This window comes from Pseudoalteromonas sp. TAP-3C (assembly GCF_059888565.1).
Map to the genome: position 1 here is coordinate 2,203,484 of NZ_CM187618.1, position 22,676 is coordinate 2,226,159.

Genomic DNA, 22,676 nt, shown 5'->3' on the forward strand with positions numbered 1-22,676 from the left:
TTACTTTTTATTGCTAAGTAACGCCTTTTTTATAATTATGACGATTATATCGCGTCTTCGTCTTCTTCTGCAGTACGGATACGGACAACACGTTCCACCTCGGTGACAAATATTTTACCATCACCAATTTTTCCTGTTTGTGCTGTTTTAACAATTACATCAATAGCACGCTCTACATCTTCATCGCCTAGCACAATATCTAATTTTACCTTAGGCAAAAAATCGACCATGTACTCAGCACCACGGTATAGTTCTGTGTGGCCTTTTTGACGCCCGAACCCTTTTACTTCACTTACTGTCATACCTGTAATGCCCACATCAGATAATGCTTCACGCACGTCATCGAGCTTAAACGGTTTAATGATTGCTTCTATTTTTTTCATAGTAATTACTTTTGAAAGCCTCAGTTGCCTCGATTTTAGACAATCATACTGCCCATAGCAAACAAAGTGATTGAATAATATTAGTAAAATTGCAGCTATAATTTTTTTAATAAAAAAACTATACTTAAAAAATGTTGACCTTTAAAGGATTATATTTGTTCTATTAAGGAAAAGCCCCTTGGGCTGCGCATGTTTAACCTTTCAAAAATAAATAGGCGCTAAATTTGCAGTTACAAACGAGAAATATATGAACACTAGGTACCGTGGATTTACCCTATTAGAATTAATGGTCACTGTGGCTATTGTTGCAATAATTGCCTCTATTGCTTTGTGGAATAGTAGCGATATGCTGGAAGAAAACCGCAGCGAAAATTTTTTATTAGAGCTTAAACGCAATATTAGTTTTGCCCGCTCGCAAGCCGCAAGTACAGATGAAATAGTTATTATTTGCCCAGCACCTTATGCTGGTGTAAAAAGTTCAGCCGCCAATTTTAAGTGCACCACTGAATGGGCGGGCGATAATGTTGTTGTCACCTTTGTCGACGGTAATAATAATGGGCAATATGACAGTGGTGATAGTTTAATAAGAGTCATGGAAAAAACCAACCCCAACGACAAAGTGAAATTTTCTGGGAGTAGCCAAATCCGCTTTAATACCAGTGGCCGCATTACTACAGCGCCAGGTAACTTTGTTTTTTCTGCTAATGGTAATCAAGATAATAGCGAGGCACTCACACTTTCCCAATCAGGCACCGCTTTTTATTTAGGCAACAGCAAACAGGATGATTAAAAATTAAACAACACTTGCCATAATTTAAGTTTTTACTAAACTTACAATATGAACGTTTAAATTGAGGCTTCAGGGATGAAGTTACCTTTATATTTTTCTACTCACCATGGTACAACATTAATAGAACTGCTGGTTAGCCTCGCAATTATTGCCATTGTAGGTCAAATATCCTTGTCTTATTTACCCAACTTTTTAGCGCTAAACCGCGTCAACAATCAAGTTAGCTTGTTACACAAAAATATCAATTACGCTCGTTTATACGCTATAGAAAAAAACAGTTACGTTACTTTATGCGCATTAAAAAGTAATAAATGTACACTGGACGACTGGCATAACCAGCTCGCTATATTTGTTGATAACGACAAGTCAACGTCGCTTGGCGATGACGAGCAGCTGATCAGTACATTTGAGCACACACATGAAGCCGATACGTTAACATACCCACGGGATGCCATTACATTTAGGCCAGATGGTACACTAAATGGTTTTCAAAATGGCACCTTTATTTATTGCCCAAGTTCTGATCAAGCAGAACTTGATGGTCTTTCAATATCGGTAAGCCAAACAGGTAGGATCCGCATTAAATCGACCGATAAATGTACTGAATAAACATTATCGACCCCAACAATATTTAACGTCAGAGTCACCTTTTGTGCCTTTAGCACTTTTTAACCCCAGCTCATTAATTGACAGTTCTGTGCAGTCGGCATCGCCTTTAACTGCCCCCGCAATAGGTTTTGCTGTAATAGTAAACGTATTATTTTTAACCTCTGCTGCAAGTTCAAAGTGGCCGTTCTCTGTTTTACTTTGAACACCTAAGTCAGTTAACGTGTTGGTATACGCTCGGTTATCTACAAAGTACTGCTCTTGCTTGTTTGCGGCATCTAAAAGTGCAGATGCCGCTTCTGCACGTGATGCGCGTTTTACATATTCACTGTAATTAGGCACGGCAATGGCGGCTAAAATACCCACAATTGCCACGGCTATCATCAGCTCAATTAAAGTAAACCCAGTGTGCTTGGCAACCATTTAATGACTCCTAATTATTCACTTCATCGTTTTCTTCACGTTTGTAAATATACATTTGCTGGGTTTTAAAGCCAAACCCAATAGGCTGAGTATCGTTAACTAACTGAATTTTACCATCTACTATTTTTAAATTAGGCCCAATAATTTCGATTGGTCTAAGCGGATTCTCTGCATTTTTGCCTTTTATGCCTGGGCCAATTAAATAAAATTGGCTTTGCACGTCAACCGTTGTGTTGTCGTCGCATTTACCGTCTGAATTACCGTCAACACATGAGGCACCAAAATAAAGTTGCGGCGTATCGGGGACTTCATAACTGGTGGCAAATTTTAACTCATCATACACTTTAGTGCCGTAATGCAAATGAAATGCATACAACGAACCGCCACCGCCGGTTAACGAACATTGGTTTAGCCCAGCATCCGATGCAGGGCTAAATGAAGTAAAATACGCAACGCCTCCTACCACGGTTGCCGCAGCAAGCGATTTTTCGCCAGGCGATAACGTATAATGCCAACCTTTAAATTTATTTGTCAGTTCAACTTCTAGATTTATAAACTCACTAACATTACTTAATGCATTACCAAATTTATCGTCATTCATCGACATTAAATCTGTGAATAAAATAGTGTTAGGGGCATTATTTTTAAATGATTTTGTGAGTGTATTTTCATCCCTTATCATAAAAAGCTCATCGGCTGTGGTTGAATTTATCGGGTTAGTGCGGTTGCCACTGCCAATAACGATGGCATCGTAAGGAGTTTCAACACGTGAAGTAACGCCCTCTTTTTGAGTCACTTTACTAAATAGGGTTCGCGCTATGGCTGGTTTATAAAAAAAGCGCCTGTCTTTACCATCAGCAAGCGATGCAAGTTTAAAATGGCTAAATTCATTTGTTTGACTGCCTGGCATATCAACACGCCAAATGTCGCCACCGGTATCTGCTGCGTAAATTCTATCAATATAGCCATCGTAATTAGAGTCAAGCAATGTAACGTCTGCGGCAATACTGTGTTTACCAGTAAAGCTATTGTTACTGCGCAGTGACCAAAGCTTTTTACCGGTTTTAGCATCAACAATAAACACATCTCGACCCTTTGAGTCTGCATCGCGTTTATTTCCTTTGTCTTTATCTTTAATGGTGTCGTAGCCACCACCAAAAATCAAAACGGGCTTATCACCAAAGGCCTTTATAAACGCAACTTGTGGTTTCGACCAAGACTGACCAAGCTCTTCAAAACCTGAATCTACTCCGCCTTCAATGCTCCACATTAAAGAAGGTGAGTCAGGCTTAGTAATATCTAATCCATAATAGTTACGACCGCCACGTCGCATGCCTGCAAACGCCCATACAGCATCACCTTTACCCGCATTAACAATGCCATCATTGATACCATCGGCATCTAAACTGTCATTTTTAGAGTACACGCTAATAGGGCCATCCATGCCATATTTTTTTCCGGCCTCTTTGGCTCTAAGCGGCTTAATAATATTAAATAACGCTGAAGGTATAAATGCCCAGCTTTCAGTTACTTCGTTCTTACTATCATCGTCTTTAAACATGTGTAAAAAACCAGCATTAGTACCAATAAGTATACGAACATCATTATTGCCATAATCAATCGCCACAGGTTTTGAATGTAGGGGATCGCCAAAAATATCAGCGCGCTGGGTGCTTGTACTATTGTCATTATCAACATCAACACCACGTGCCCAGTTTATTGTTGAATTAAGATCGTTTTTAGGCACGCCAAAAAAATTCGCTGCGGCTTGTTCGTTGTTAAATGACTTAACTATTTCAGATGGTGTGAAAATTCCCCTGTCGGAAAATAATACGCGTTTACTGGGATCAGCTTCTGCGAGCATCGCATTAACACCACCGCTCTCTACTGAGTTGCCATCAGCTAAGTTGCCCTTTGTCCAAAATGTTTTAGCGTCTTTTTTAATTAATCCGTCACTATTTAATGCAAGCGTTGAGGAAGAATCTACAAGCGTACTCCCCGTTACTTTTAATTTTTTTAAATTACCGCGCCACCGAGTGCCCACTTCAGGATAAAACATGGCAAGGTACACCGCATCCTTACTGCGGGTTTGATCCACATTGTTGCTCGCAAAAGAAGGCGATGTAAAGGTGCTGTTTTCTTCTCGTATTAAGGTAATGGTATTTTTAAGTGCAGCTGAGAGTTTTTCTGCTGTCTTAGCTTCAAAGTAATCACCACCACCTACTCTGGCAGCTTCGTCAAGTAAATCAAGAGCCTCTTTTCTCATGCTATTACCAAAGCCAATAGTAAATAAGCGCGCAGTATCGATAATATCTGTCGTAGGTTTATATAAATCAACTTGGGTATCTTCTGTACCATTAAGTATTTTTGCCAAAGCTACTAAGTAGCTATTGTAGTAACCAAACGAATTAGCATCACTATTAAATACATCTTTATAAGTATCTTTAATATTGGTATTGGCTTCACCATCATTTTGAGGTTCGCCGTCGGTCATTAAAATAATATTGATGGAATTATCACAGCGCAGCGAATTTTCGTTGTTTTTTCTAAAAGGCGACTTATACTTTTGGTTGTTATCTACGCTTTTATCTCTATCACCAACATTTTTTGCAAACTTAAGGTTTTGCCCTGTAATGTATAAATATGCTTCCCATAAAGTTTCTGTTAAAGGGGTCGAACCATAAGCCGGTAACCCATCAATTTTATTAATTAATGTATTTTCATTTGCACCGGTTCTAGCAAGTACATAACCACCACCAGGTTCGTTATCAGCGTTGTAATTAAAGCGCATTAAGCCAAAATCAATATCGTCGTTATCTTTAACCAATTGTTTCATTGCATCTTTCGCAACAGTTAAACGACTATCTTCACATATAGCTTGAGCGTAACCATTGACGGCTTTATAACATTGTTGATTCCAACTATATTCTGGTTGGCTTTTAAAACACTCAGTTTGATAAAAACCATTATAATTCCTTTTATAACATTGTTCTCCATCTGTAACATCCCAGGCCATGCTCCCTGATGTATCGAAAATCAACAATACCCGAGGTTTTTCATTTACATTGACATCTTTATTTACATACAGCTCTATGTCTTCAGCTTTGCTCGGCGCTGTAAAAAAAAGGCAGATAAGATAAGTAAATATAATACTTGCTGCTAGTTTCATATTAAATCCCCTTACCTTTATTGGCCATTTCTTGCGCTATACCCGTTACAACCGTTAGCTGGTGCTTGCTCTTAGAGCCATATTCTATAGTAGTGGTCACTTGCATCATGTTACATGCTACTCCCTCGGTAGGGTTGTACCTACGCGGGCAGTTAAGTTCCATTACTCCCTTATTTAAATTGGTCATGGCACTTTGCATACCGTCATGAGTAGCTATCGTTTTCCATTGATCAGGGATCTCGTTCTTAGTCAAGAAAAACTGACTAGCGCCACCTTTATTAGCCTCTTGCGCTATCACCCGTTGTACCTCGCCAACTAGCATGTTTTCTGCCACTTCCCGCTCTTGTGCTGCATTGGTAATTTTAATGTCAATGGTGCTGCTACTCATTAATGTAACGGCAATACCGGTTACTGCTATTACCATAATTAGCGCAGTAATAAGCACTACTCCCTTTTGCTTATGCTGTGTAGGTGTGTGTGTTACATACGCCATAAATTTGCCCCTACATTATTTAAACGAATAGTGGTAGTAAATACAGTACGCCTATAGTTATCAGTAACTTCAATCTCACGCGGGTTTTCATCTTCACCTTCATCTTCACCTTCATCTTCATCTTCACCGAGTGTATATATTTGCTTTTTATTATTTATGCTTGGATCGGGTTGCAATGTTCTAACTAATAAAAACAGCTGCACAGTTAAAATACCTTGTTGATTGCCCCACTCAGCCACAGTCATCTTGTTTATGCTCCGATACGAATCAACCTTGCCATTACCATTAGTATCAAGACCAAAAATAAAACGCATATTTTCAACCCCTTCCATAATTGTTTCGGTGGTCATACCGTTGCCGGTTAGGCGTTTTCGCATCAATGCGGGCACTGTTAGTTTTTTATTATTTACGGTGTAAGTTTGCTCGCTAATATAATAAACATGGTGGCTGTAAGGCCACACAGTGGCATTAACATTAAGTGTGTTGGCATCAACTTGACCTTTGATAAAACGAGCAAGTTCTTGTTCGGCCGCAAAATAATAGCCATTATTAGCTGTTTCGTTAACCGCGTTAGTTACATTTAGTTGATGCCCTTGCACAAACTTAATTTGTAAAATATCAGTGCCTTTTAAAGAATTATTAACACAATTTAGCTCACTTGTACCTGCAGCTGTTTTTGCAAAAAGAGCCTTGAAGTTACTGCTGCTGGTTAAATCAGGAAAGCTGCCATTGTTGAGACCTTCAAAGCAATCACCTGTTGGACTTGTTAATGATGAGGTGTTTTTTACAGTAAATGAATTGCCATAAAATGTGCCCCAAAAGCCTACTTGTTCTATATCGCGTTGCATAATATTAATCGCTAAACGTCCTGACTCTTGCAGTTCACCTATTGCCATGGTGCTTTTGGTGGTTGTTTTCATGCCAATATAAGTAAACATAACGCCAGCTAAAATTAGCCCGCCGATGAACAAAGAGATCATCATTTCAATGAGTGTAAACCCTACTTGCCTCATTTTAGCTCCTAATATAAACATAGCTGGTAAGTACTACTATACGGCGTTTTTTATCAGCTGTTCCGCAATCAACACTTGCTGTATTTTCATTTGCAGTAAATTCTTGTCTACCCTGCCATGATACAATGACTTCAATGTTAAACGCTTTACCGCCAGAGCCTGCTACCGCTTGGGGATCAACACACACGGTTGCATCATCAAGAGACCCAGTATTTTCACGAGCACGAATAGCACGCTTCCATTGCTCTATATCTAATGCGGCAATTTGATCACTACTACACGAACCTATAAAGCAAGTATTAGATGAATTTAAAGTGGTTTTACTCGTAAATTTGCCTTTATACTGAGCCACAAGCGCTGAGGTATCATTAACACGTATACGTTGAATAATATCGTTACCTAATGCCACAGCTGCGGCTCGTTGCATTGCATCAAAACTTGCTTGTTTTGCTTTGGCTTGCAAAGCAACCGCCCCTAATAAACCAAAGCTTAAAATAATAAACGCAATCAAAACTTCAATAAGTGTGAAGCCTTTTTGCCACTTAAATGCCGTAGAGAACATAAAATACCCGATAAATAATAGCTATTACTGAGTGTATGCAATAATAAAATAGATACAAACAGTATTATGATTAACGGTTAATTATGTTGATAAACGGTTAAACAAGGAAGGTTAAAGCACACTTTTTACATTTTTAAGCGCACGACGACTCACTGCTAATAAGCTGGGGTAACCTTTTAGCTCAACAACATGATGATTGTTTTTAAGTGTATGTAGCGCAATTATTTTATTTTTATTGACTAAGGTATGGCGATGAATTCGCAATAAATAATGAGGATATTGAATTTCAAGCTGTTTTAAACTGTCTTCAATTAACGCCTCACCACCATCGAACACCACTTTGGTATATTTTTCCTCGGCACTAAAATAAAAAACATGGTTTATTTCAACGCTTTTTATTGTGCCTGCTAATTGATAAGTTATTTTTTCTGGATGCTGTTGTTGCAAGTGCACTTTATTTAAACGTACCAGCTGTTGTAATGCATGTTGCAAGCTTTGTACTGATATAGGCTTTACCAAATACCCTGCTGCATTTAACTGTAATGCTGCTAACGCGTGTTCGGGGTGAGCGGTGATAAAAATAATCGCTGGTGGCACAGTCAATTCATTAAGGCGCTGAGCTACATCAATACCATTTAAACCTGGCATATCAACATCTAAAAAAATAACATCAGGCTGCTGTTTTTTGATTAACGCTAACGCATCATTGCCATTATCGGCCTCACCTAAAACTTTTATAGATTGATGCGCTGTAAGCAAGCGCTTTAAACGCGCTCTTGCTAGCGGTTCATCATCTACAATGAGTACATTCATAATGTATTCTCTATTTGCTTTGGAATAACGAGCTTGACCCTAAACTGATTATTTTTGTTGGTTAGCGTCAGTTTTGCTTTTTCTTTATAAAAAATACTTAATCGTGAGCGAATATTGTTAAGTGCCATCCCGTTATGCGCTCTAAAATTTGATGCTTTAGTAGGCACTGGGTTGGTGACAATCAAGGTTAGATAATCAGTGGTAACATGCAGCTCAATACTAATAATAGCACCACTGGGGCTTGGCTCCACACCATGACATACCGCATTTTCTACCAACGGCTGCAGTGTTAAATAAGGAATATATACATCAGGTAGCTGCTCAGGTAGTTGCCACTGAATCTTTAAACGCTCACCAAAACGCCATGACTCAAGTGCAATGTATTGTTTGGTTAGGGTTATTTCATCACTGAGTAATACACTTTGGCCTGTTCGCATTGCCGCTTGTGACAGCGCTGCTAACGCCAAAATGGCCTGCTCTGCAGCCGGCGCGTCATGGTGCGTTAATTCTGCCGCGGTATTTAAACTATTATATAAAAAGTGAGGTCGAATTCGTGCTTGCAAAGCGTCAAGCTCTGCGCGAGAAAGCGCTTTGGTTTGCTGTTCTTTCTCAAAATGAATCAGTAAAAATTGCACAAACAGCAATGTAAGTAAAAATACGATTGTACAATTGTGCAATACAAATAAGATAAGTTGTTTTTCACCTTCAATATCAAAGACGATACGCGAAAACACCACACTAAATATTGCTGTAAAAAGGCTATATGACGCAATAAAAAAACCAAGTTGAATATACTGAGTGCGTTTTACAAGGGCATGACGACAAAAATATAAAAAACAGGTACTCGTTAACACCGTAATATGCAGCAAAAGGCTGATCTCTGCTAAATGCAACCAAACATCACTGCCAGCATTAGGAGCAAAAGCAAGTATAATGGCCACAACTTGCGTCACAATTAGAGATGCAAGTACGCCGCGCTCATTAAAAAGGGCCGAAAAAGGAGCGCATCTGGTGACAGTTGCTTACCCATTCGACCCTCCTTTTATGACTTATCTATAATTTAACGCAGCTCAACAGGAACAGCGAAAACAATATTCTCTTGCTCACCTGGGTTCTCGATTACTTGCGTACCACCGAGTTCTCTTAAGCGGGTAATTACTTGTTGAACTAATACCTCTGGGGCTGAAGCACCGGCAGTCACCCCCACGCTATTGACACCATCAAACCACGATGCTTCGACATTACTTGCATCATCAATTAAGTACGCACGCGTGCCCATTTTATCTGCAAGCTCCCGTAAACGATTTGAGTTAGAGCTATTTTTAGCGCCTACAACCAGTAACACATCCACTTTGTCGGCTAAATCACGTACCGCATCTTGACGATTTTGGGTTGCATAGCAAATATCATCTTTGCGCGGGCCATCAATTGCAGGAAACTTGCTGCGTAAAGCATCAATCACATCCGCTGTGTCATCTACCGATAGTGTTGTTTGGCTACAATAAAAAAGATTTTCAGCATTTTTTACATTAAGCGCAACAACATCATCCACGGTTTCTACTAAGTAAATGCCACCTTGTTGATTGTCATACTGGCCCATAGTTCCCTCAACCTCAGGGTGCCCATGGTGACCAATTAAAATACATTCAATGCCTTTTTTACTCGCACGGGTGACTTCCATATGTACTTTAGTTACTAACGGGCAGGTTGCATCAAATACTTTAAGCTCACGGCGTTTAGCCTCTAAGCGCACAGCCTGAGAAACACCATGAGCACTGAAAATAACAATACTGTCATCCGGTACTTGGTTAAGTTCTTCAACAAACACAGCGCCGCGATTTTTTAAGCCATCAACCACGTAACGGTTATGCACTACCTCGTGGCGTACATAAATTGGTTTCTCAAAAATATCTAAAGCACGCTCAACAATACTGATTGCACGGTCAACACCCGCGCAAAAGCCTCGAGGATTAGCTAGTAATATTTCCATTAACCTTGTACCTCAATAATATCAACTTCAAACGTTAACCGCTGGCCTGCTAATGGATGGTTAAAGTCGATAGTGACTGACTCACCTTGTACTTCACGTACCAGACCCGGAAGCTCGGTACCGTCAGGTTGTGTAAACGCAATAATCGCACCTACTTTTGCTGGTGTGTCTATGCCAAATTTACTGCGATCTACATAATAAATATTATCGGGGTTGGGTTTACCAAAAGCATCTTCTGGCTCAAGCTCAAATGTTTTACTTTCACCGGCACTTAAACCAAGTAAGCATTTTTCAAAGTTAGGCGTTAAACTACCATCCCCCATAGTAAGCTTGGCCGGCTTATTGTGTACTTTTGTTGAGTCAGCGGCAGAGCCATCTTCTAGTTTAATAGAAAAATGAAAAATAACCTCTGAGTGTTCACCAATTACAGCTTGGCTCATGCTTTATGCTCCTTTGGATTTTCGCCAGTAAAGGCATCAAATAGTAACAATGCAGCGCCAATACAAATAGCGCAATCGGCAATATTAAATACAGGAAAATGTGCGTTTTCGTAAAACACATGTAAAAAGTCAATAACATAACCATAGGCTATGCGATCGTATAAGTTACCAATAGCGCCTGCTAAAACTAACGAATATGCCCCACACAATATTTTATTAGACGCTGGGAGGCGTTTTAACCACCATACCAGCAAACAACTAATTGCAATTGCGATTGCACTTAAAAACCAGCGCTGCCAGCCCCCTGCTTCGCTTAAAAAGCTATATGCAGCACCGTAGTTATGCACATAAGTAAAACTAAAAACAGGCAATAAGTTAATTGACTCACCGTAAGCCATCGTGTTTACAACCAGTGTTTTACTGGCAAAGTCTATTACCAACAGTAACAGACTCAACCAAAGCCACACCAAACCACTTTTTTGGGTCAGTTTGCTCACTAAAAAACACTCCTAAGCGAATTGACGCTTTTCACCTTCGCCGTCAACGTTACTTACACAGCGACCACAAATTTCTGGGTGAGCTGGCTCAACACCTACATCGTCACTGTAATGCCAACAACGTTCACATTTTTTAGCATCTGTTGCTGATACACTAATGTATAAACCATCAATTTCAGTAGTTTGTGAACCTGCTGGTTGACTATCTACCTGTGTAACATTAACCGCAGAGGTTAATAACACAAAGCGTAGTTCATCGCCTAATGGCGCAAGTGTTGCTACCAGTTCTTTATTTGCAAACAAGTTAACCGTCGCTTGTAATGTAGCGCCTATCACTTCTTCTTTACGTGCTGCTTCTAACAGGCGGTTCACTTCGTCACGTACATTTAAAATAGCTTGCCAGTCTTCATTGCTAAATTTAGTGCTTGTAGGTGCTTGTAAGCCTTCATACCAAGTTGAAGTAAACACGTAATCACTGCGATCACCCGGCAGCGCTTCCCAAATCTCTTGCGCAGTAAAGCTCATTATTGGCGCCATCCAGCGAGTCATAGCCTCAGCAATATGATAAAGCGCTGTTTGACACGAGCGACGTGCATGGCTATCACTTTTTGCTGTGTACTGACGATCTTTTATAACATCTAAGTAGAACGAGCCAAGTTCACCGGTGCAAAAATTCATTAGTTTTTGCGTCACTAATAACATTTGATAGTTATCGTAAGCTGCTAAAATTTCATCTTGTAACTGTGCCGCTCGACCCACAATCCACTTATCAAGCTCAACCATATCATCAACAGCAACCTGATCCGTTTTTGGATCAAAACCGCTAAGGTTAGCAAGTAGGTAACGGCTGGTGTTACGAATGCGACGGTAACGATCTGCCGAACGTTTGAATATTTCATCTGATACGGTCATTTCTGCCGTGTAATCAGTTGATGCTACCCATAAACGTAAAATATCAGCGCCCAGTTTATTCATCACATTTTGTGGTGAAATAACATTGCCTAATGACTTAGACATTTTGCGGCCATTTTCATCAACCGTAAAGCCATGGGTAAGTACTTGCTTGTATGGTGCATGACCATTAATTGCCACAGACGTCATCATTGATGACATAAACCAACCACGGTGTTGATCAGACCCTTCAAGGTATAAATCAGCAGGACCGGTTAAATCTTCACGCGCATCAACAACACACGCATGGGTTACACCTGAGTCAAACCATACATCGAGCGTGTCTTGCACTTTTATGTACTGCTGGGCGTCTTCTTCGCCTAGTAATGTAGCAGGCTCTAAATCGTACCATGCTTGAATACCTGACTTTTCAACAAGCGCTGCAGCTTGTTCAATCAGCTCTTGGGTATTTGGGTGTAATGCGCCGGTGTCTTTATCAACAAATAACGCAATAGGAACACCCCAGGTGCGTTGACGTGAAATACACCAATCAGGGCGGCCTTCAACCATGTTGGCAATGCGGCTTTCGCCCCATTCCGGTAACCACTGAGTATTTTTGATTTCAGCCAGTGAATTTTTGCGTAAGTTTGCCTGATCCATGCTAATAAACCATTGTGGTGTTGCACGGAAAATAATAGGGGTTTTATGGCGCCAGCAATGCGGGTAGCTATGCGTTAATGCATGATGATGCATTAAGGCATTACGCTCAATAAGTACCTCAATCACACTCGCATTGGCTTTAAAAACATGCTGGCCAGCAAATAATTCAGTGTCAGGTAAATACACCCCGTTTGCGCCAACAGGGTTCGCCACTTCAAGATTGTACTCAAGGCCTGCCACGAAATCTTCTTGACCATGACCTGGTGCCGTATGTACAACACCTGTACCAGAATCTGTGGTTACGTGTTCAGCAACAATAACAGGGACGTTAAAGTCATAGAATGGGTGTGCAACCGTTAAGTTTTCAAGTGCGGCGCCTTTAACGTAACCAAGAGTATGAAAGTGGTTAAAACCAAAACGATCCATGGCGTCTTTAACCAGATCAGACCCTAAAATAAGACGTTGCTGAGCACCCTCGTCTTCCACTTGAACTAATGCGTATTCTAAATCAGCATGCACCGCAACAGCACGGTTGGCCGGTAAAGTCCACGGTGTGGTTGTCCAAATAACAGTCCCTACACTACCCGTACCTTGATGGCCATCAGCTAGGTCAAATGCATTCACTACCGCGTCTTGATCTGTAAAAATAAAGCGCACATCAATCGCTGGCGATTGTTTATCCTGATATTCAACTTCTGCCTCTGCTAGTGCAGAGCCACAATCTGTACACCAATGCACAGGTTTTGCGCCTTTGTGTAGGTGGCCATTTTTAATAATACGGCCCAGTACACGAATTGCATTGGCTTCAAAATCAAAGTTCATGGTTAAGTAAGGTTTATCCCAATCACCAAAAACACCTAAACGCTTAAAGTCGACTTTTTGACCTTCCACTTGCTTTTTAGCAAAAGCACGGCATTTTTCACGAAACTCTGCAGCAGTGACCTTAACACCTGGTTTACCGACTTTTTTCTCAACCATTAGCTCAATTGGTAAACCATGACAGTCCCAACCAGGTACGTATGGCGCATCAAAATCTGATAAGGTTTTAGACTTAACAATAATATCTTTTAATATTTTATTTACTGAATGGCCTAAATGGATATCGCCGTTTGCATACGGGGGGCCGTCATGCAAAATAAAAGTTTTTTTACCTTTTTTTGCGCTGCGAATTTGACCATATAGATCGTCTTCGTACCAGGCTTTAAGCATTTTTGGTTCACGTTGTGCCAAATTGCCACGCATTGGAAACATTGTTTCCGGTAAATTCAAAGTATGTTTGTAGTCGCTCATTAATCCTACTTTCCGTCTCTATCGGCTACCTAGTTTAAACCAAAACACTGCTTAGCGGCTGCAACATCGGTTGCTATTTGTGCCGTCAGTTGTGTTAATGTCTCGAATTTTTTCTCATTGCGGAGTTTTTCAATCAACTCCACATGCATAAATTGTCCATAAATATCTTGTGCAAAATCAAAAAGATGAACCTCTAATAAAGCACGAGTTCCATTAAATGTGGGTTTGTTTCCAATGTTAGCTACCCCAAAAACGTGTTTCCCTGCGATCATTACTTGCACCGCAAACACACCATTAACCGGACAAACTTGACGTTTTAGCGCAATATTTGCCGTTCTAAAACCCAGTTCACGGCCTTTTTTCCAGCCGTGAATCACTCGCCCAGATATCGCATAATTATGGCCAAGCATTATTTTTGCACTCGCCAAATCACCCTCAGCAAGTGCTTCTCGAATTAGAGTACTGCTTACTCTAGCATTTAATTGCCGAAAGCTCGCCGTACTTTTAACCCTCATACCTGCTTGGCTGCCCATCGTGGTCAATAAGCTAAAATTTCCCTGACGTTGTTTACCAAACCTAAAATCATCACCGACCGTTAATGCCTTAACGCCCAGCTTTTTAATTAAAATATCGCTCACAAACTGTTTCGCTTGCATATTAGCAAAAGCTTGATCAAAGCTAATACAAATCACCCGCTCAATACCTAAGTTACTTAACAAAAGTAATTTATCACGCAAGCGAGTAAGCCTTGCAGGCGCATTGTTTTTTGCAAAAAACTCTTGTGGTTGAGGCTCAAATAACATCACAGTGCTGGGTAAATTATTTGCTTTAGCATCTGCTAACAAGCCCTTTAATACGGCAGCATGACCCAAATGAACACCATCAAAATTACCAATGGTCAACACACAACCAAAGTGTTGTGGGCGTATATTGTGAATACCTCTAATTAACTCCATGCCACCTAATGCCTTTTCAGCGAGCTGATAAAATACGACCTGAGGCCGCAGAGTGTCCGATTATAATCTTTTTTTTAATTTGATTCAGTAATTGCTACACTTTTTATCGTATTTAGTCTAACGCCCATTAAAAACAACATAAAAAAGTAACTAACAACCGCAATAATTAATAACACGCTCAATAACATAACTTGTTCACTAAAGTGCCAATTTAGCCAATCGTATTGTTTACTGGTAAACCACACCAATGCGCCCATCGTCACGCTGGCCAGTAAACACTTTAAGGTGAAGTAGCCACTCATGCTCGAGAACTGATACACATTCTCTTTTTTGAGCTGACGGTACAATAAATACGCATTACAGCTAGCCGACATAGAGGTTGCCAATGCTAAACCTAAATAACCAATAAATGGTGCTAACATAATATTAAACACCATGTTTAGCACTAAAGTAATAATACCAATACGTACTGGTGTTTTAATATCTTGACGAGAATAAAACCCAGGTGCGAGGACTTTAATGAGCATAAAGCTCACTAAACCCACCGAGTAGGCAACAACCCCAAGACTCACCGCCTTAACATGATCAGTTCCCGCTTCTTTAAATGCACCATGGTCAAAAAGCACGGTAATAATCAGTGGGCTAATAATCATCAACCCTATCATGGCTGGAAGCCCTAAAAAAATAACAAATCTCACTCCCCAGTCTAGAGTGTGTTGAAAATCGCTACTTTTTTTACTGCTGTGTAATTTTGACAATGCCGGTAAAATAACCGTTGCTATACCAATACCAAACAAGCCAAGTGGAAATTCAATCAGCCTATCTGAGTAATATAGCCAAGCGATAGAGCCCGTCATCAGTAACGAGGCTATTACCGTATCAAGCAACAAGTTAATTTGGCTAATTGATACACCAAACAGTGCCGGAAGCATTAATTTACGCACTTTTTTGACACTATCATCTTGCCAACCCCAGCGCGGTCGCACCAACATTTTTGCTTTATATAGAAATGGTAACTGGAATAATAGTTGTACCACACCGCCTAAAAATACGCCTATCGCTAACGCATAAGCGCCATTAGAAAATTGGTCATGTAATAAAATGGCACAACCAATAATAGACACATTAAGTAACACAGGAGTAAACGCCGCGACCGCAAAACGGTTATATACATTCATCACTGCGCCGCTCAGTGCAACTAAACTAACAAAAAACAAGTAAGGAAAAGTTAACTTTAATAACGAGCTGGCAAGCTCAAACTTTTCTGCATCAGGCCCGCCTTGCCACCAATCAATAAACCAACCTGTGCCAAATAACGCAGCAATAACCGGAGAAGCTATTACACCTATTAATGTTACAATCAATAAAATAGTGCCTAACGTACCCGCTGCTTGGGCAACAAATAATCTGACTTTATCATCACCTTGCTGCTGTTTAATTTCACTTAATACTGGTACAAATGCTTGCGCAAAAGCCCCTTCGGCAAACAAACGGCGTAAAAAATTAGGAATACGATTGGCAAATAGAAATACATCGGCAGCCGCCCCTGCCCCTAATAAATTAGCCACCACAGCATCACGCACTAGCCCTAGAATACGCGAGATCATTGTCATTGCGCTTACAATCATCCCGGAACGAAATAAACCTTTTGACACTATAAATCCATATTAAAAATCAGCAATTACGCTAATTATGCCATAGTCTTTTTTATAAATCGCTTTAAAGCACTAGGCTGGAACCCCTTGCTTTGTTACAATAGCGCTATTAACTGCTAAAGCGGCAAATTGATGTTCGTTATAAGGAGCAGTTTTTCTTGGATTGTTAAAATTAAATTGACATTCATGATAAAAACAGGCATATTCCACGGCCTTTAATTTAAGCTTTATTTAAGATTGTTAGGAGCAAACCTTGGCTAACATCAAGTCTGCAAAAAAACGCGCTATCACAAGCGAAAAAAACCGTCAGCATAACGCAAGCCGTCGTTCAATGATGCGCACTTACTTCAAAAAAGTAATTGTAGCTATTGAAGCTGGTGATAAAGAAGCTGCACAGCAAGCTTTTTCTGTTGCTACACCTATTTTAGACCGTTACGCAACTAAGGGTCTAATCCACAAAAACAAAGCTGCTCGTCATAAGAGCCGTTTAGCTGCTAAAATTAAAGCACTATAATTTGTTTTTGCAAGATTAAAAAAACCGGCTTTTGCCGGTTTTTTTTTACCTAGAATAAATACCTTATTCAGACGTTTTCAAGCTCTGGGTAAAACTTCTTCAGCATTGCCGCAATTTTCTTCGGGGAAAATGGCTTAACTACAAACCCTTTCGCCCCTCTATCTATTGCATCTTTGACATTCTCAACGCCTGAATGCGCCGACACCATCACGACGTTTGTCTCAGGTGATAGCTCATTGATTTGCGCAATAAGCTCCTTACCGTCCCCGTCTGGCAGCTCTATATCTAAGAATATAATGTTAAAGTTTGCGGCACGACACTCATTAATGCATTGGGCCGCCGTAGACGCCTCGGTTACATTCTCTATACCTAAGTGCATTAAGGTTTGACTTAAAAAACTACGCACTGTACTAACATCATCAACTATTAAAATCGATAGCTGCGTATTCATATATAATCCTTATAGGCTAAAACCGTGCCTGAGAAATTAATGATTTATCTAAAATAGTACTATTTACTTTATTATAGAGAGCTAGGCCAAAAAGGCCAGATTTGCTTTATATCGGAAAAACGTAAAAAAGTCGCAGCTAATATTAAACCACTTTAAGTAATAACAGGGCGAATATTGACCTACCGTTAAATCACCCTGCATAACAAAATGCTAAACTGCGCTGGCTACGCTTTCTACTTTCACAATATTATTACTTATACGTGCTTGAGCGCCAAAGCCTAACTTACTCACCTTTAAAAAAATAAGTCATCAGAAGCGAATGCATTTATCGACCAAGGTTATTTGTAAGTAAATCTAAACAGCTAAGTGAGGCTACTTCCGGTATTAACCACCTGCTTTTAGCATTAAAAAAACTAATCTGAAAATTTAAAATTACTTGGTTGAAAGCTGTGCAAAAGATCAACATAATGGCGCTCCTTTTTTCAACAACTGAACTATTGAAACGACCATGCTAAACGAGCTAGATTGGCTTTTAAATACATTACTACTTGCACTAGGTTTGGGTGCATTCTTTATAAATCAACTGACATTACTTCGCGTCGCAGCGATTAGTTCGTGTGGTTTATTATTTTTATCATTTAGCTTAGATCTTATGTCGTCGAGTGTTATTTCAAATATGAGTTTAGTATTGATCAACACATTTTATTTGTTCAAAGTTTACACGTTTGGGCAATTTACTGTATCTCAGCATTAATTACTTCCCCTTAGAATATTTTATGGCCCAGTTTTTCTGGGCTTTTTTATTTGGCATTATTAAAAATATTGGGTCTGGGTTTAAACTAGGTTAGAATTTTCCGCGAATTAGTCTAACTTGAGATATGCCGATGCCGTTATCAGATTTTGATTTATTTTAGCTAATTATTGAATGGACTAGCTCTGCGGCACTTGCTTGATTAAACCACGCAGATAGCCCTAATATTATTATAGATACAACCACTATACTGATTTTTGTGCCGCCTTGACTGGGTTTCATAACTCATCCTATTTATTTTTTTTAGAACGGATCTTAACAATAGTAAAAATTACAAGTGTTAACAAGGTGTTTCTATTAAAAATGTAACTAATTTTATTCCTAAAAGATCAACACACCTTAATACCCTTGCTGCTTGTTAATGCTATTTATTAATGGCTGTCTCGCTTTTAAACGCAAAATGTTTGCTGCTATTTGTTCAATAACACTATCCAAGTCTGACAACGCTGCACAATGCGGTGTTAAGGTTATATTTTCATGCTGCCAATAAGGGTGTTCGTTTGGCAATGGTTCATTTGCAAACACATCAAGTGTTGCCGCGCGTAAATAACCATTATTAAGGGCATCAAGTAAGTCAGCTTCAACAACATGTTCACCTCGGGCCACATTAATCACCACGCTATGCTCAGGTAGTTGCTTGAGTAGCTGTTTATTAATAATGCCTTTAGTATTAGCAGTAAGCGGTAATAAACACACTAAATAATCGGTTTGTGCCAACATTTGTGTTAAGCCATCATCACCAAAGTAAAGATCTACGGTTGATGACTGTTTTACAGTTCTGCTCCAAGCATTAACTCTAAAGCCGTTATTAATTAACTTTTGTGCACACGCTTGACCAAGCTCACCAAATCCTAAAATGCTTACTTTGTTATATTTATACGCTCTTTTGGGTTTCCATACATTTTGCTGTTGTTTTATAAAATATTGTTTTAATCGTAATTTTTGCGCTAATACATGGGTAAGTACATATTCAGCCATATCGCAGGCTAATTGCTTATCGATAATACGCACCACCTCAACACTTTTAGGTAATATACTTAAATCGATACTATCAACCCCAGCACCAAACGATGACACAGCCTTTAAATTGACTAACTTTGGCCATAATGAGGCAGGCGCATTCCAAGCGAGTACAAACTCTACACTTGCAAAGTCGGAGCAATCATCAAGCGCTTCAATTTTGATACTGGGTAATTGTGATTGCATGCTTGCTATTAACTTTGCGTTATCTCGGCCTGTTATAGCGACTAAAACTGACATAATTATTCCTTAAAAAGTAACGCAATAATAACAATACCAGTGCGGTTTAAATACAGCACTAAATAGTGCGGTTTTAAAAAGTCACACAACTGACAGCGTATTGTCATATCTACACTCTAAGCTAATCATATTGGCTTTAGCCTAAAACAAGAGGTGCGTATGATCAGTGTAGATAAACTAATAGCAACTAATTTACCACAGTTAACTGACTCATTTAAAATAAAAAAATTGATAAAAAAGAGCCTTAGCTACTTATTGCATGAACAAGAGTTTACACACTTTGCAACCACTTATCCGCATCTTCAAGGGATAGAGTTTGTTGAACAAGTGCTTGATGAACTTGATTTTGAAACCCGATACAAAGCAAAACAGATAGAGAACATTCCCAGTGAAGGCAAAATTGTCATCATTGCAAATCACCCTATCGGCTCTTTAGATGCACTAGCATTACTAAAGGTGTTATCAACAGTGCGAACCGATTTAAAAGTCGTGGCTAACCGTATGTTAATGACCGTTGACGCTATGCATTCATTACTGCTGCCCGTTGATAACTTATCAGGACAAAGTAAAAAACAAGAGCTTAATAATATTCACCAACATTTAAAAAATGAAGGGGCGTTACTTATCTTCCCTGCCGGTGAAGTTTCTCGACTTCGCCCTACAGGGATCAAAGACTGCCAGTGGAATAGCGGATTTTTACGTATCGCTAAAAAAGCGAATAGCCCTATTTTACCCATTCATATAAAAGCCAGAAATAGCCCGCTATTTTACGGCGCATCAATGCTTTATAAGCCGCTTGCGAGTTTATTATTAGTAAAAGAGATGTTTAAGCAACGTCAAAAATCATTAGAATTTGAAATTGGCGCTTCCATTGCTCCAGAGTTTTACTTAATTCCCGATTTAAAAGACAAAGAAGTCGTCGAGTTAATACGAAAACAACTATATCGTTTAACCACCAAAAAAACGTTGCCACTAAAAACGTATGCCCCTATCGCCTCTCCTGAGTGTAAAAAAGAATTAAAAAAAGCCATAGAAAATTGCGAACATCTAGGTAAAACCAGTGATGGTATGGTGATTTATTTATACCACTATAAAGGTAGTTCACCGTTATTTCGCGAACTGGGGCGTTTACGAGAAATTGCCTTTCGTGCTGTAGGTGAAGGCAGCGGAAACCGCCGTGATATAGATAAATACGACATGTATTATCAACACTTAGTCTTATGGGATGAACAAGCACTAGAGCTGGTGGGCGCTTATCGATTAGCCTGCGCACAAGATGTAATTGAGCAGCACTCTCAACGTGGTCTATATACCGATAGCTTATTTAATTATACCCAAAATATGGCACCCTACTTTAAACAAGGCATAGAATTGGGCCGCAGTTTTGTACAACCTAAATACTGGGGAAAGAAAAGCCTTGACTATTTATGGCATGGCATTGGTGCTTTTATTAATCGCTACCCTCAGTATCGTTACTTATTCGGTGCCGTGAGTGTGTCAAACGCACTACCAACGCAAGCAAAATCATTGCTGGTACATTATTATCAGCACTATTATGGTTGTAAAAAATCACTGGCAACGCCCAACAATGCATTTCGTCACACAGCGGATCAGCACGTTCAATACGCTAATTTATTTGCTGGCGACAACCTAAAAGAAGACTTTGTAGAGCTTAAACACCTACTGGCTAATATGGGCACCCATGTGCCGACGCTGTTTAAACAATACACCGAGCTATGTGAGCCAAATGGGGTAGCATTTTTAAGTTTTAGCATCGATCCGCAATTTAATAATTGCATTGATGGACTAATATTAGTCGACCTAGAGAAAGTAAAACCAAGTAAAGCAAAACGTTATCTAAGCGCGAAAAACGCGACATCAATAAGCTAAGTTATAGAGTTTAAACGTTAGCAGCTGGTGTGCAGGCCACTTAATACCAACTGTAAGGTTGAGGTAATCGCGGATCTAGGTGTGTAAGCGCCACAGATAAACCACGCAAACGCTATCAATGCGATAGTAATCTTAGTCATTGCAAATAAAGATCCAATTCCCATACCACCAAGCGAAGTGTGATTAGAAAGAATATTTGCTCAGCAATTAAACCATACACATACGCTTATTTTAACAAAACTGGCTGGTTATATTCCGAACACTTCAATTAGTTTTTATATTTGTAAAGTGCATCGCTAATTTTAAAACGCTAATTGCTTAAAAGTTTAATCTAAATCAATAAATAGAGGCTCTTTGCTGGTCCGATTTTGAAACCTTGATCTAGAACAGGTTTTTATTTTTAACCATGAGTAATAATAGCCTCAATCAACAAATAGTCACACAGCAGTTCACGGAGAACAACATGAAAACTAAATTAAGCATTGCAATACTTACTTCTTTATTGGCTCTTTCGCCTGCAGCACACGCTAACTTTAGTGTTAATGTTGGCGCAATTAATGTAAACCCAGATAACGATGGCTCAAAAATTAATGAAGATCCCACTCTTGGTTTAAAAGGTGATTCAAATACTCAGCTAGGTATTACTGTAGATTACGCATTTAACGAACAATGGGTATTAGAGCTTATTGCAGCAACGCCGTTTTCTCATGACGTAGAAGGCACAGGCGGTTTAGCGGGTAATAAAATTGCAGACATTAAACATTTGCCACCATCACTGGTTGCACAATACCACTTTTTAGATAGCAGTTACGCATTTCGTCCTTTTGTTGGTGTAGGGATTAACTACACGACTTTCTTTGACGAGCAGCCTTCTGCAGCCCTTAAAGCAACTTTAGGCACAAACGATGTAGAAGTAAAACTAGATGATTCATTTGGCTTTGTTGCGCAAGTGGGTGCTAACTACAAAATTGATGAGAAATGGGGCCTACACGCTATGGTATCGATGATGGATATTGATACTGATGCAACTGTGTATGCCAATGGCGCAAAAGCGCTAACCTCAACCGTGTCACTTGACCCTGTTGTTGCCATGTTTGGCCTTAAATACTCGTTCTAATA

22 protein-coding genes and 1 pseudogene are annotated in these 22,676 nt (G+C 39.6%); 6 read left to right on the forward strand and 17 right to left on the reverse strand.

The genetic code is table 11. From position 1 onward, the window contains the following. Window positions 1-44: 44 nt before the first annotated feature. Window positions 45-383 carry a P-II family nitrogen regulator gene (locus tag AC6H44_RS10365; RefSeq protein WP_008114445.1) on the reverse strand — a complete coding sequence of 113 codons (339 nt, stop codon included), beginning with the start codon at window positions 381-383 and terminating at the stop codon, window positions 45-47. Window positions 384-630: 247 nt separating this feature from the next. Here AC6H44_RS10365 and AC6H44_RS10370 point away from each other — a divergent pair, with 247 nt between their 5' ends. Further along, on the forward strand, window positions 631-1,173 hold the full coding sequence (locus AC6H44_RS10370; RefSeq protein WP_500735357.1) for a GspH/FimT family pseudopilin: 543 nt from the start codon (window positions 631-633) through the stop codon (window positions 1,171-1,173). Between the two features lie 75 nt (window positions 1,174-1,248). Then, window positions 1,249-1,782, forward strand: coding sequence for a GspH/FimT family pseudopilin (locus tag AC6H44_RS10375; RefSeq protein ID WP_500735358.1), 534 nt, complete (start codon window positions 1,249-1,251; stop codon window positions 1,780-1,782). A 3-nt stretch (window positions 1,783-1,785) separates the two neighbouring features. Here AC6H44_RS10375 and AC6H44_RS10380 read toward each other — a convergent pair whose 3' ends face one another. The 13 genes and pseudogenes from AC6H44_RS10380 to murJ all read right to left on the reverse strand — a co-directional run bounded on the left by AC6H44_RS10380 (window position 1,786) and on the right by murJ (window position 16,631). After that, a complete protein-coding gene (locus AC6H44_RS10380; RefSeq protein ID WP_500735359.1) occupies window positions 1,786-2,202 on the reverse strand; it encodes a type IV pilin protein in 417 nt (138 codons plus the stop codon). A 10-nt stretch (window positions 2,203-2,212) separates the two neighbouring features. Beyond that, on the reverse strand, window positions 2,213-5,371 hold the full coding sequence (locus AC6H44_RS10385; protein ID WP_500735360.1) for a pilus assembly protein: 3,159 nt from the start codon (window positions 5,369-5,371) through the stop codon (window positions 2,213-2,215). A gap of 1 nt (window position 5,372) precedes the next feature. After that, a complete protein-coding gene (locus AC6H44_RS10390) occupies window positions 5,373-5,864 on the reverse strand; it encodes a pilus assembly PilX family protein (protein ID WP_500735361.1) in 492 nt (163 codons plus the stop codon). Beyond that, window positions 5,852-6,877, reverse strand: coding sequence for a PilW family protein (locus tag AC6H44_RS10395; RefSeq protein ID WP_500735362.1), 1,026 nt, complete (start codon window positions 6,875-6,877; stop codon window positions 5,852-5,854). Before AC6H44_RS10395 ends, AC6H44_RS10390 begins: the two co-directional genes overlap by 13 nt. A gap of 1 nt (window position 6,878) precedes the next feature. Then, window positions 6,879-7,439, reverse strand: coding sequence for a type IV pilus modification protein PilV (gene pilV, locus AC6H44_RS10400; RefSeq protein WP_500735363.1), 561 nt, complete (start codon window positions 7,437-7,439; stop codon window positions 6,879-6,881). Between the two features lie 111 nt (window positions 7,440-7,550). Then, entirely contained in the window at window positions 7,551-8,252 is a 702-nt protein-coding gene (locus AC6H44_RS10405) for a LytR/AlgR family response regulator transcription factor (protein WP_500735364.1), read from the reverse strand. Beyond that, window positions 8,249-9,282: pseudogene (locus tag AC6H44_RS10410) on the reverse strand (sensor histidine kinase). The gene AC6H44_RS10405 and the pseudogene AC6H44_RS10410 overlap by 4 nt, the downstream one beginning before the upstream one ends. A gap of 30 nt (window positions 9,283-9,312) precedes the next feature. Beyond that, window positions 9,313-10,242, reverse strand: coding sequence for a 4-hydroxy-3-methylbut-2-enyl diphosphate reductase (ispH, locus tag AC6H44_RS10415; protein WP_500735365.1), 930 nt, complete (start codon window positions 10,240-10,242; stop codon window positions 9,313-9,315). Beyond that, entirely contained in the window at window positions 10,242-10,682 is a 441-nt protein-coding gene (fkpB, locus tag AC6H44_RS10420) for an FKBP-type peptidyl-prolyl cis-trans isomerase (protein ID WP_500735366.1), read from the reverse strand. The genes ispH and fkpB overlap by 1 nt, the downstream gene beginning before the upstream one ends. Continuing rightward, window positions 10,679-11,179, reverse strand: a complete 501-nt coding sequence (gene lspA, locus AC6H44_RS10425) for a signal peptidase II (RefSeq protein ID WP_500735367.1) — start codon at window positions 11,177-11,179, stop codon at window positions 10,679-10,681. Before lspA ends, fkpB begins: the two co-directional genes overlap by 4 nt. 12 nt (window positions 11,180-11,191) lie before the next feature. Beyond that, window positions 11,192-14,020, reverse strand: coding sequence for an isoleucine--tRNA ligase (gene ileS, locus AC6H44_RS10430; RefSeq protein ID WP_500735368.1), 2,829 nt, complete (start codon window positions 14,018-14,020; stop codon window positions 11,192-11,194). A 29-nt stretch (window positions 14,021-14,049) separates the two neighbouring features. Beyond that, complete coding sequence (gene ribF / locus AC6H44_RS10435; protein ID WP_500735369.1) at window positions 14,050-14,976, reverse strand: bifunctional riboflavin kinase/FAD synthetase; 927 nt, start codon at window positions 14,974-14,976, stop codon at window positions 14,050-14,052. Between the two features lie 74 nt (window positions 14,977-15,050). Further along, window positions 15,051-16,631 carry a murein biosynthesis integral membrane protein MurJ gene (gene murJ, locus AC6H44_RS10440; RefSeq protein WP_500735370.1) on the reverse strand — a complete coding sequence of 527 codons (1,581 nt, stop codon included), beginning with the start codon at window positions 16,629-16,631 and terminating at the stop codon, window positions 15,051-15,053. A 253-nt stretch (window positions 16,632-16,884) separates the two neighbouring features. Between murJ and rpsT the strand changes: the two genes are divergently transcribed. Next, window positions 16,885-17,145 carry a 30S ribosomal protein S20 gene (gene rpsT, locus AC6H44_RS10445; RefSeq protein ID WP_008114420.1) on the forward strand — a complete coding sequence of 87 codons (261 nt, stop codon included), beginning with the start codon at window positions 16,885-16,887 and terminating at the stop codon, window positions 17,143-17,145. A gap of 67 nt (window positions 17,146-17,212) precedes the next feature. On the opposite strand, the gene AC6H44_RS10450 is transcribed toward rpsT, so the two are convergent. Next, window positions 17,213-17,596 carry a response regulator gene (locus AC6H44_RS10450; RefSeq protein WP_500735371.1) on the reverse strand — a complete coding sequence of 128 codons (384 nt, stop codon included), beginning with the start codon at window positions 17,594-17,596 and terminating at the stop codon, window positions 17,213-17,215. Window positions 17,597-18,104: 508 nt separating this feature from the next. On the opposite strand from AC6H44_RS10450, the gene AC6H44_RS10455 reads away from it, so the two are divergent. After that, window positions 18,105-18,350, forward strand: a complete 246-nt coding sequence (locus AC6H44_RS10455) for a hypothetical protein (protein WP_500735372.1) — start codon at window positions 18,105-18,107, stop codon at window positions 18,348-18,350. A 156-nt stretch (window positions 18,351-18,506) separates the two neighbouring features. Here the strand turns inward: AC6H44_RS10455 and AC6H44_RS10460 are convergent, their stop codons facing one another. Together AC6H44_RS10460 and AC6H44_RS10465 are read right to left on the reverse strand one after the other, a co-directional pair. Then, window positions 18,507-18,629 carry a hypothetical protein gene (locus AC6H44_RS10460; RefSeq protein ID WP_500735373.1) on the reverse strand — a complete coding sequence of 41 codons (123 nt, stop codon included), beginning with the start codon at window positions 18,627-18,629 and terminating at the stop codon, window positions 18,507-18,509. 117 nt (window positions 18,630-18,746) lie between these two features. Then, entirely contained in the window at window positions 18,747-19,667 is a 921-nt protein-coding gene (locus tag AC6H44_RS10465) for a 2-hydroxyacid dehydrogenase (protein WP_500735374.1), read from the reverse strand. A 159-nt stretch (window positions 19,668-19,826) separates the two neighbouring features. On the opposite strand from AC6H44_RS10465, the gene olsF reads away from it, so the two are divergent. Both olsF and AC6H44_RS10475 read left to right on the forward strand, forming a co-directional pair. Then, window positions 19,827-21,557, forward strand: coding sequence for a bifunctional ornithine lipid synthase OlsF (gene olsF / locus AC6H44_RS10470; RefSeq protein ID WP_500735375.1), 1,731 nt, complete (start codon window positions 19,827-19,829; stop codon window positions 21,555-21,557). 463 nt (window positions 21,558-22,020) lie between these two features. Continuing rightward, the gene (locus tag AC6H44_RS10475) at window positions 22,021-22,674 is read left to right on the forward strand and encodes an OmpW/AlkL family protein (protein WP_500735376.1); all 654 of its coding nucleotides are present in this window, start codon (window positions 22,021-22,023) and stop codon (window positions 22,672-22,674) included. The last annotated feature ends 2 nt before the right edge of the window (window positions 22,675-22,676 follow it).

Coding starts and splice junctions, on each gene's coding strand:
- AC6H44_RS10365 (WP_008114445.1), bottom strand. CDS start 383: ATGAAAAAAATAGAAGCAATCATTAAACCGTTTAAGCTCGATGACGTG.
- AC6H44_RS10370 (WP_500735357.1), top strand. CDS start 631: ATGAACACTAGGTACCGTGGATTTACCCTATTAGAATTAATGGTCACT.
- AC6H44_RS10375 (WP_500735358.1), top strand. CDS start 1,249: ATGAAGTTACCTTTATATTTTTCTACTCACCATGGTACAACATTAATA.
- AC6H44_RS10380 (WP_500735359.1), bottom strand. CDS start 2,202: ATGGTTGCCAAGCACACTGGGTTTACTTTAATTGAGCTGATGATAGCC.
- AC6H44_RS10385 (WP_500735360.1), bottom strand. CDS start 5,371: ATGAAACTAGCAGCAAGTATTATATTTACTTATCTTATCTGCCTTTTT.
- AC6H44_RS10390 (WP_500735361.1), bottom strand. CDS start 5,864: ATGGCGTATGTAACACACACACCTACACAGCATAAGCAAAAGGGAGTA.
- AC6H44_RS10395 (WP_500735362.1), bottom strand. CDS start 6,877: ATGAGGCAAGTAGGGTTTACACTCATTGAAATGATGATCTCTTTGTTC.
- pilV (WP_500735363.1), bottom strand. CDS start 7,439: ATGTTCTCTACGGCATTTAAGTGGCAAAAAGGCTTCACACTTATTGAA.
- AC6H44_RS10405 (WP_500735364.1), bottom strand. CDS start 8,252: ATGAATGTACTCATTGTAGATGATGAACCGCTAGCAAGAGCGCGTTTA.
- ispH (WP_500735365.1), bottom strand. CDS start 10,242: ATGGAAATATTACTAGCTAATCCTCGAGGCTTTTGCGCGGGTGTTGAC.
- fkpB (WP_500735366.1), bottom strand. CDS start 10,682: ATGAGCCAAGCTGTAATTGGTGAACACTCAGAGGTTATTTTTCATTTT.
- ileS (WP_500735368.1), bottom strand. CDS start 14,020: ATGAGCGACTACAAACATACTTTGAATTTACCGGAAACAATGTTTCCA.
- ribF (WP_500735369.1), bottom strand. CDS start 14,976: ATGGAGTTAATTAGAGGTATTCACAATATACGCCCACAACACTTTGGT.
- AC6H44_RS10450 (WP_500735371.1), bottom strand. CDS start 17,596: ATGAATACGCAGCTATCGATTTTAATAGTTGATGATGTTAGTACAGTG.
- AC6H44_RS10455 (WP_500735372.1), top strand. CDS start 18,105: ATGCTAAACGAGCTAGATTGGCTTTTAAATACATTACTACTTGCACTA.
- AC6H44_RS10460 (WP_500735373.1), bottom strand. CDS start 18,629: ATGAAACCCAGTCAAGGCGGCACAAAAATCAGTATAGTGGTTGTATCT.
- AC6H44_RS10465 (WP_500735374.1), bottom strand. CDS start 19,667: ATGTCAGTTTTAGTCGCTATAACAGGCCGAGATAACGCAAAGTTAATA.
- olsF (WP_500735375.1), top strand. CDS start 19,827: ATGATCAGTGTAGATAAACTAATAGCAACTAATTTACCACAGTTAACT.
- AC6H44_RS10475 (WP_500735376.1), top strand. CDS start 22,021: ATGAAAACTAAATTAAGCATTGCAATACTTACTTCTTTATTGGCTCTT.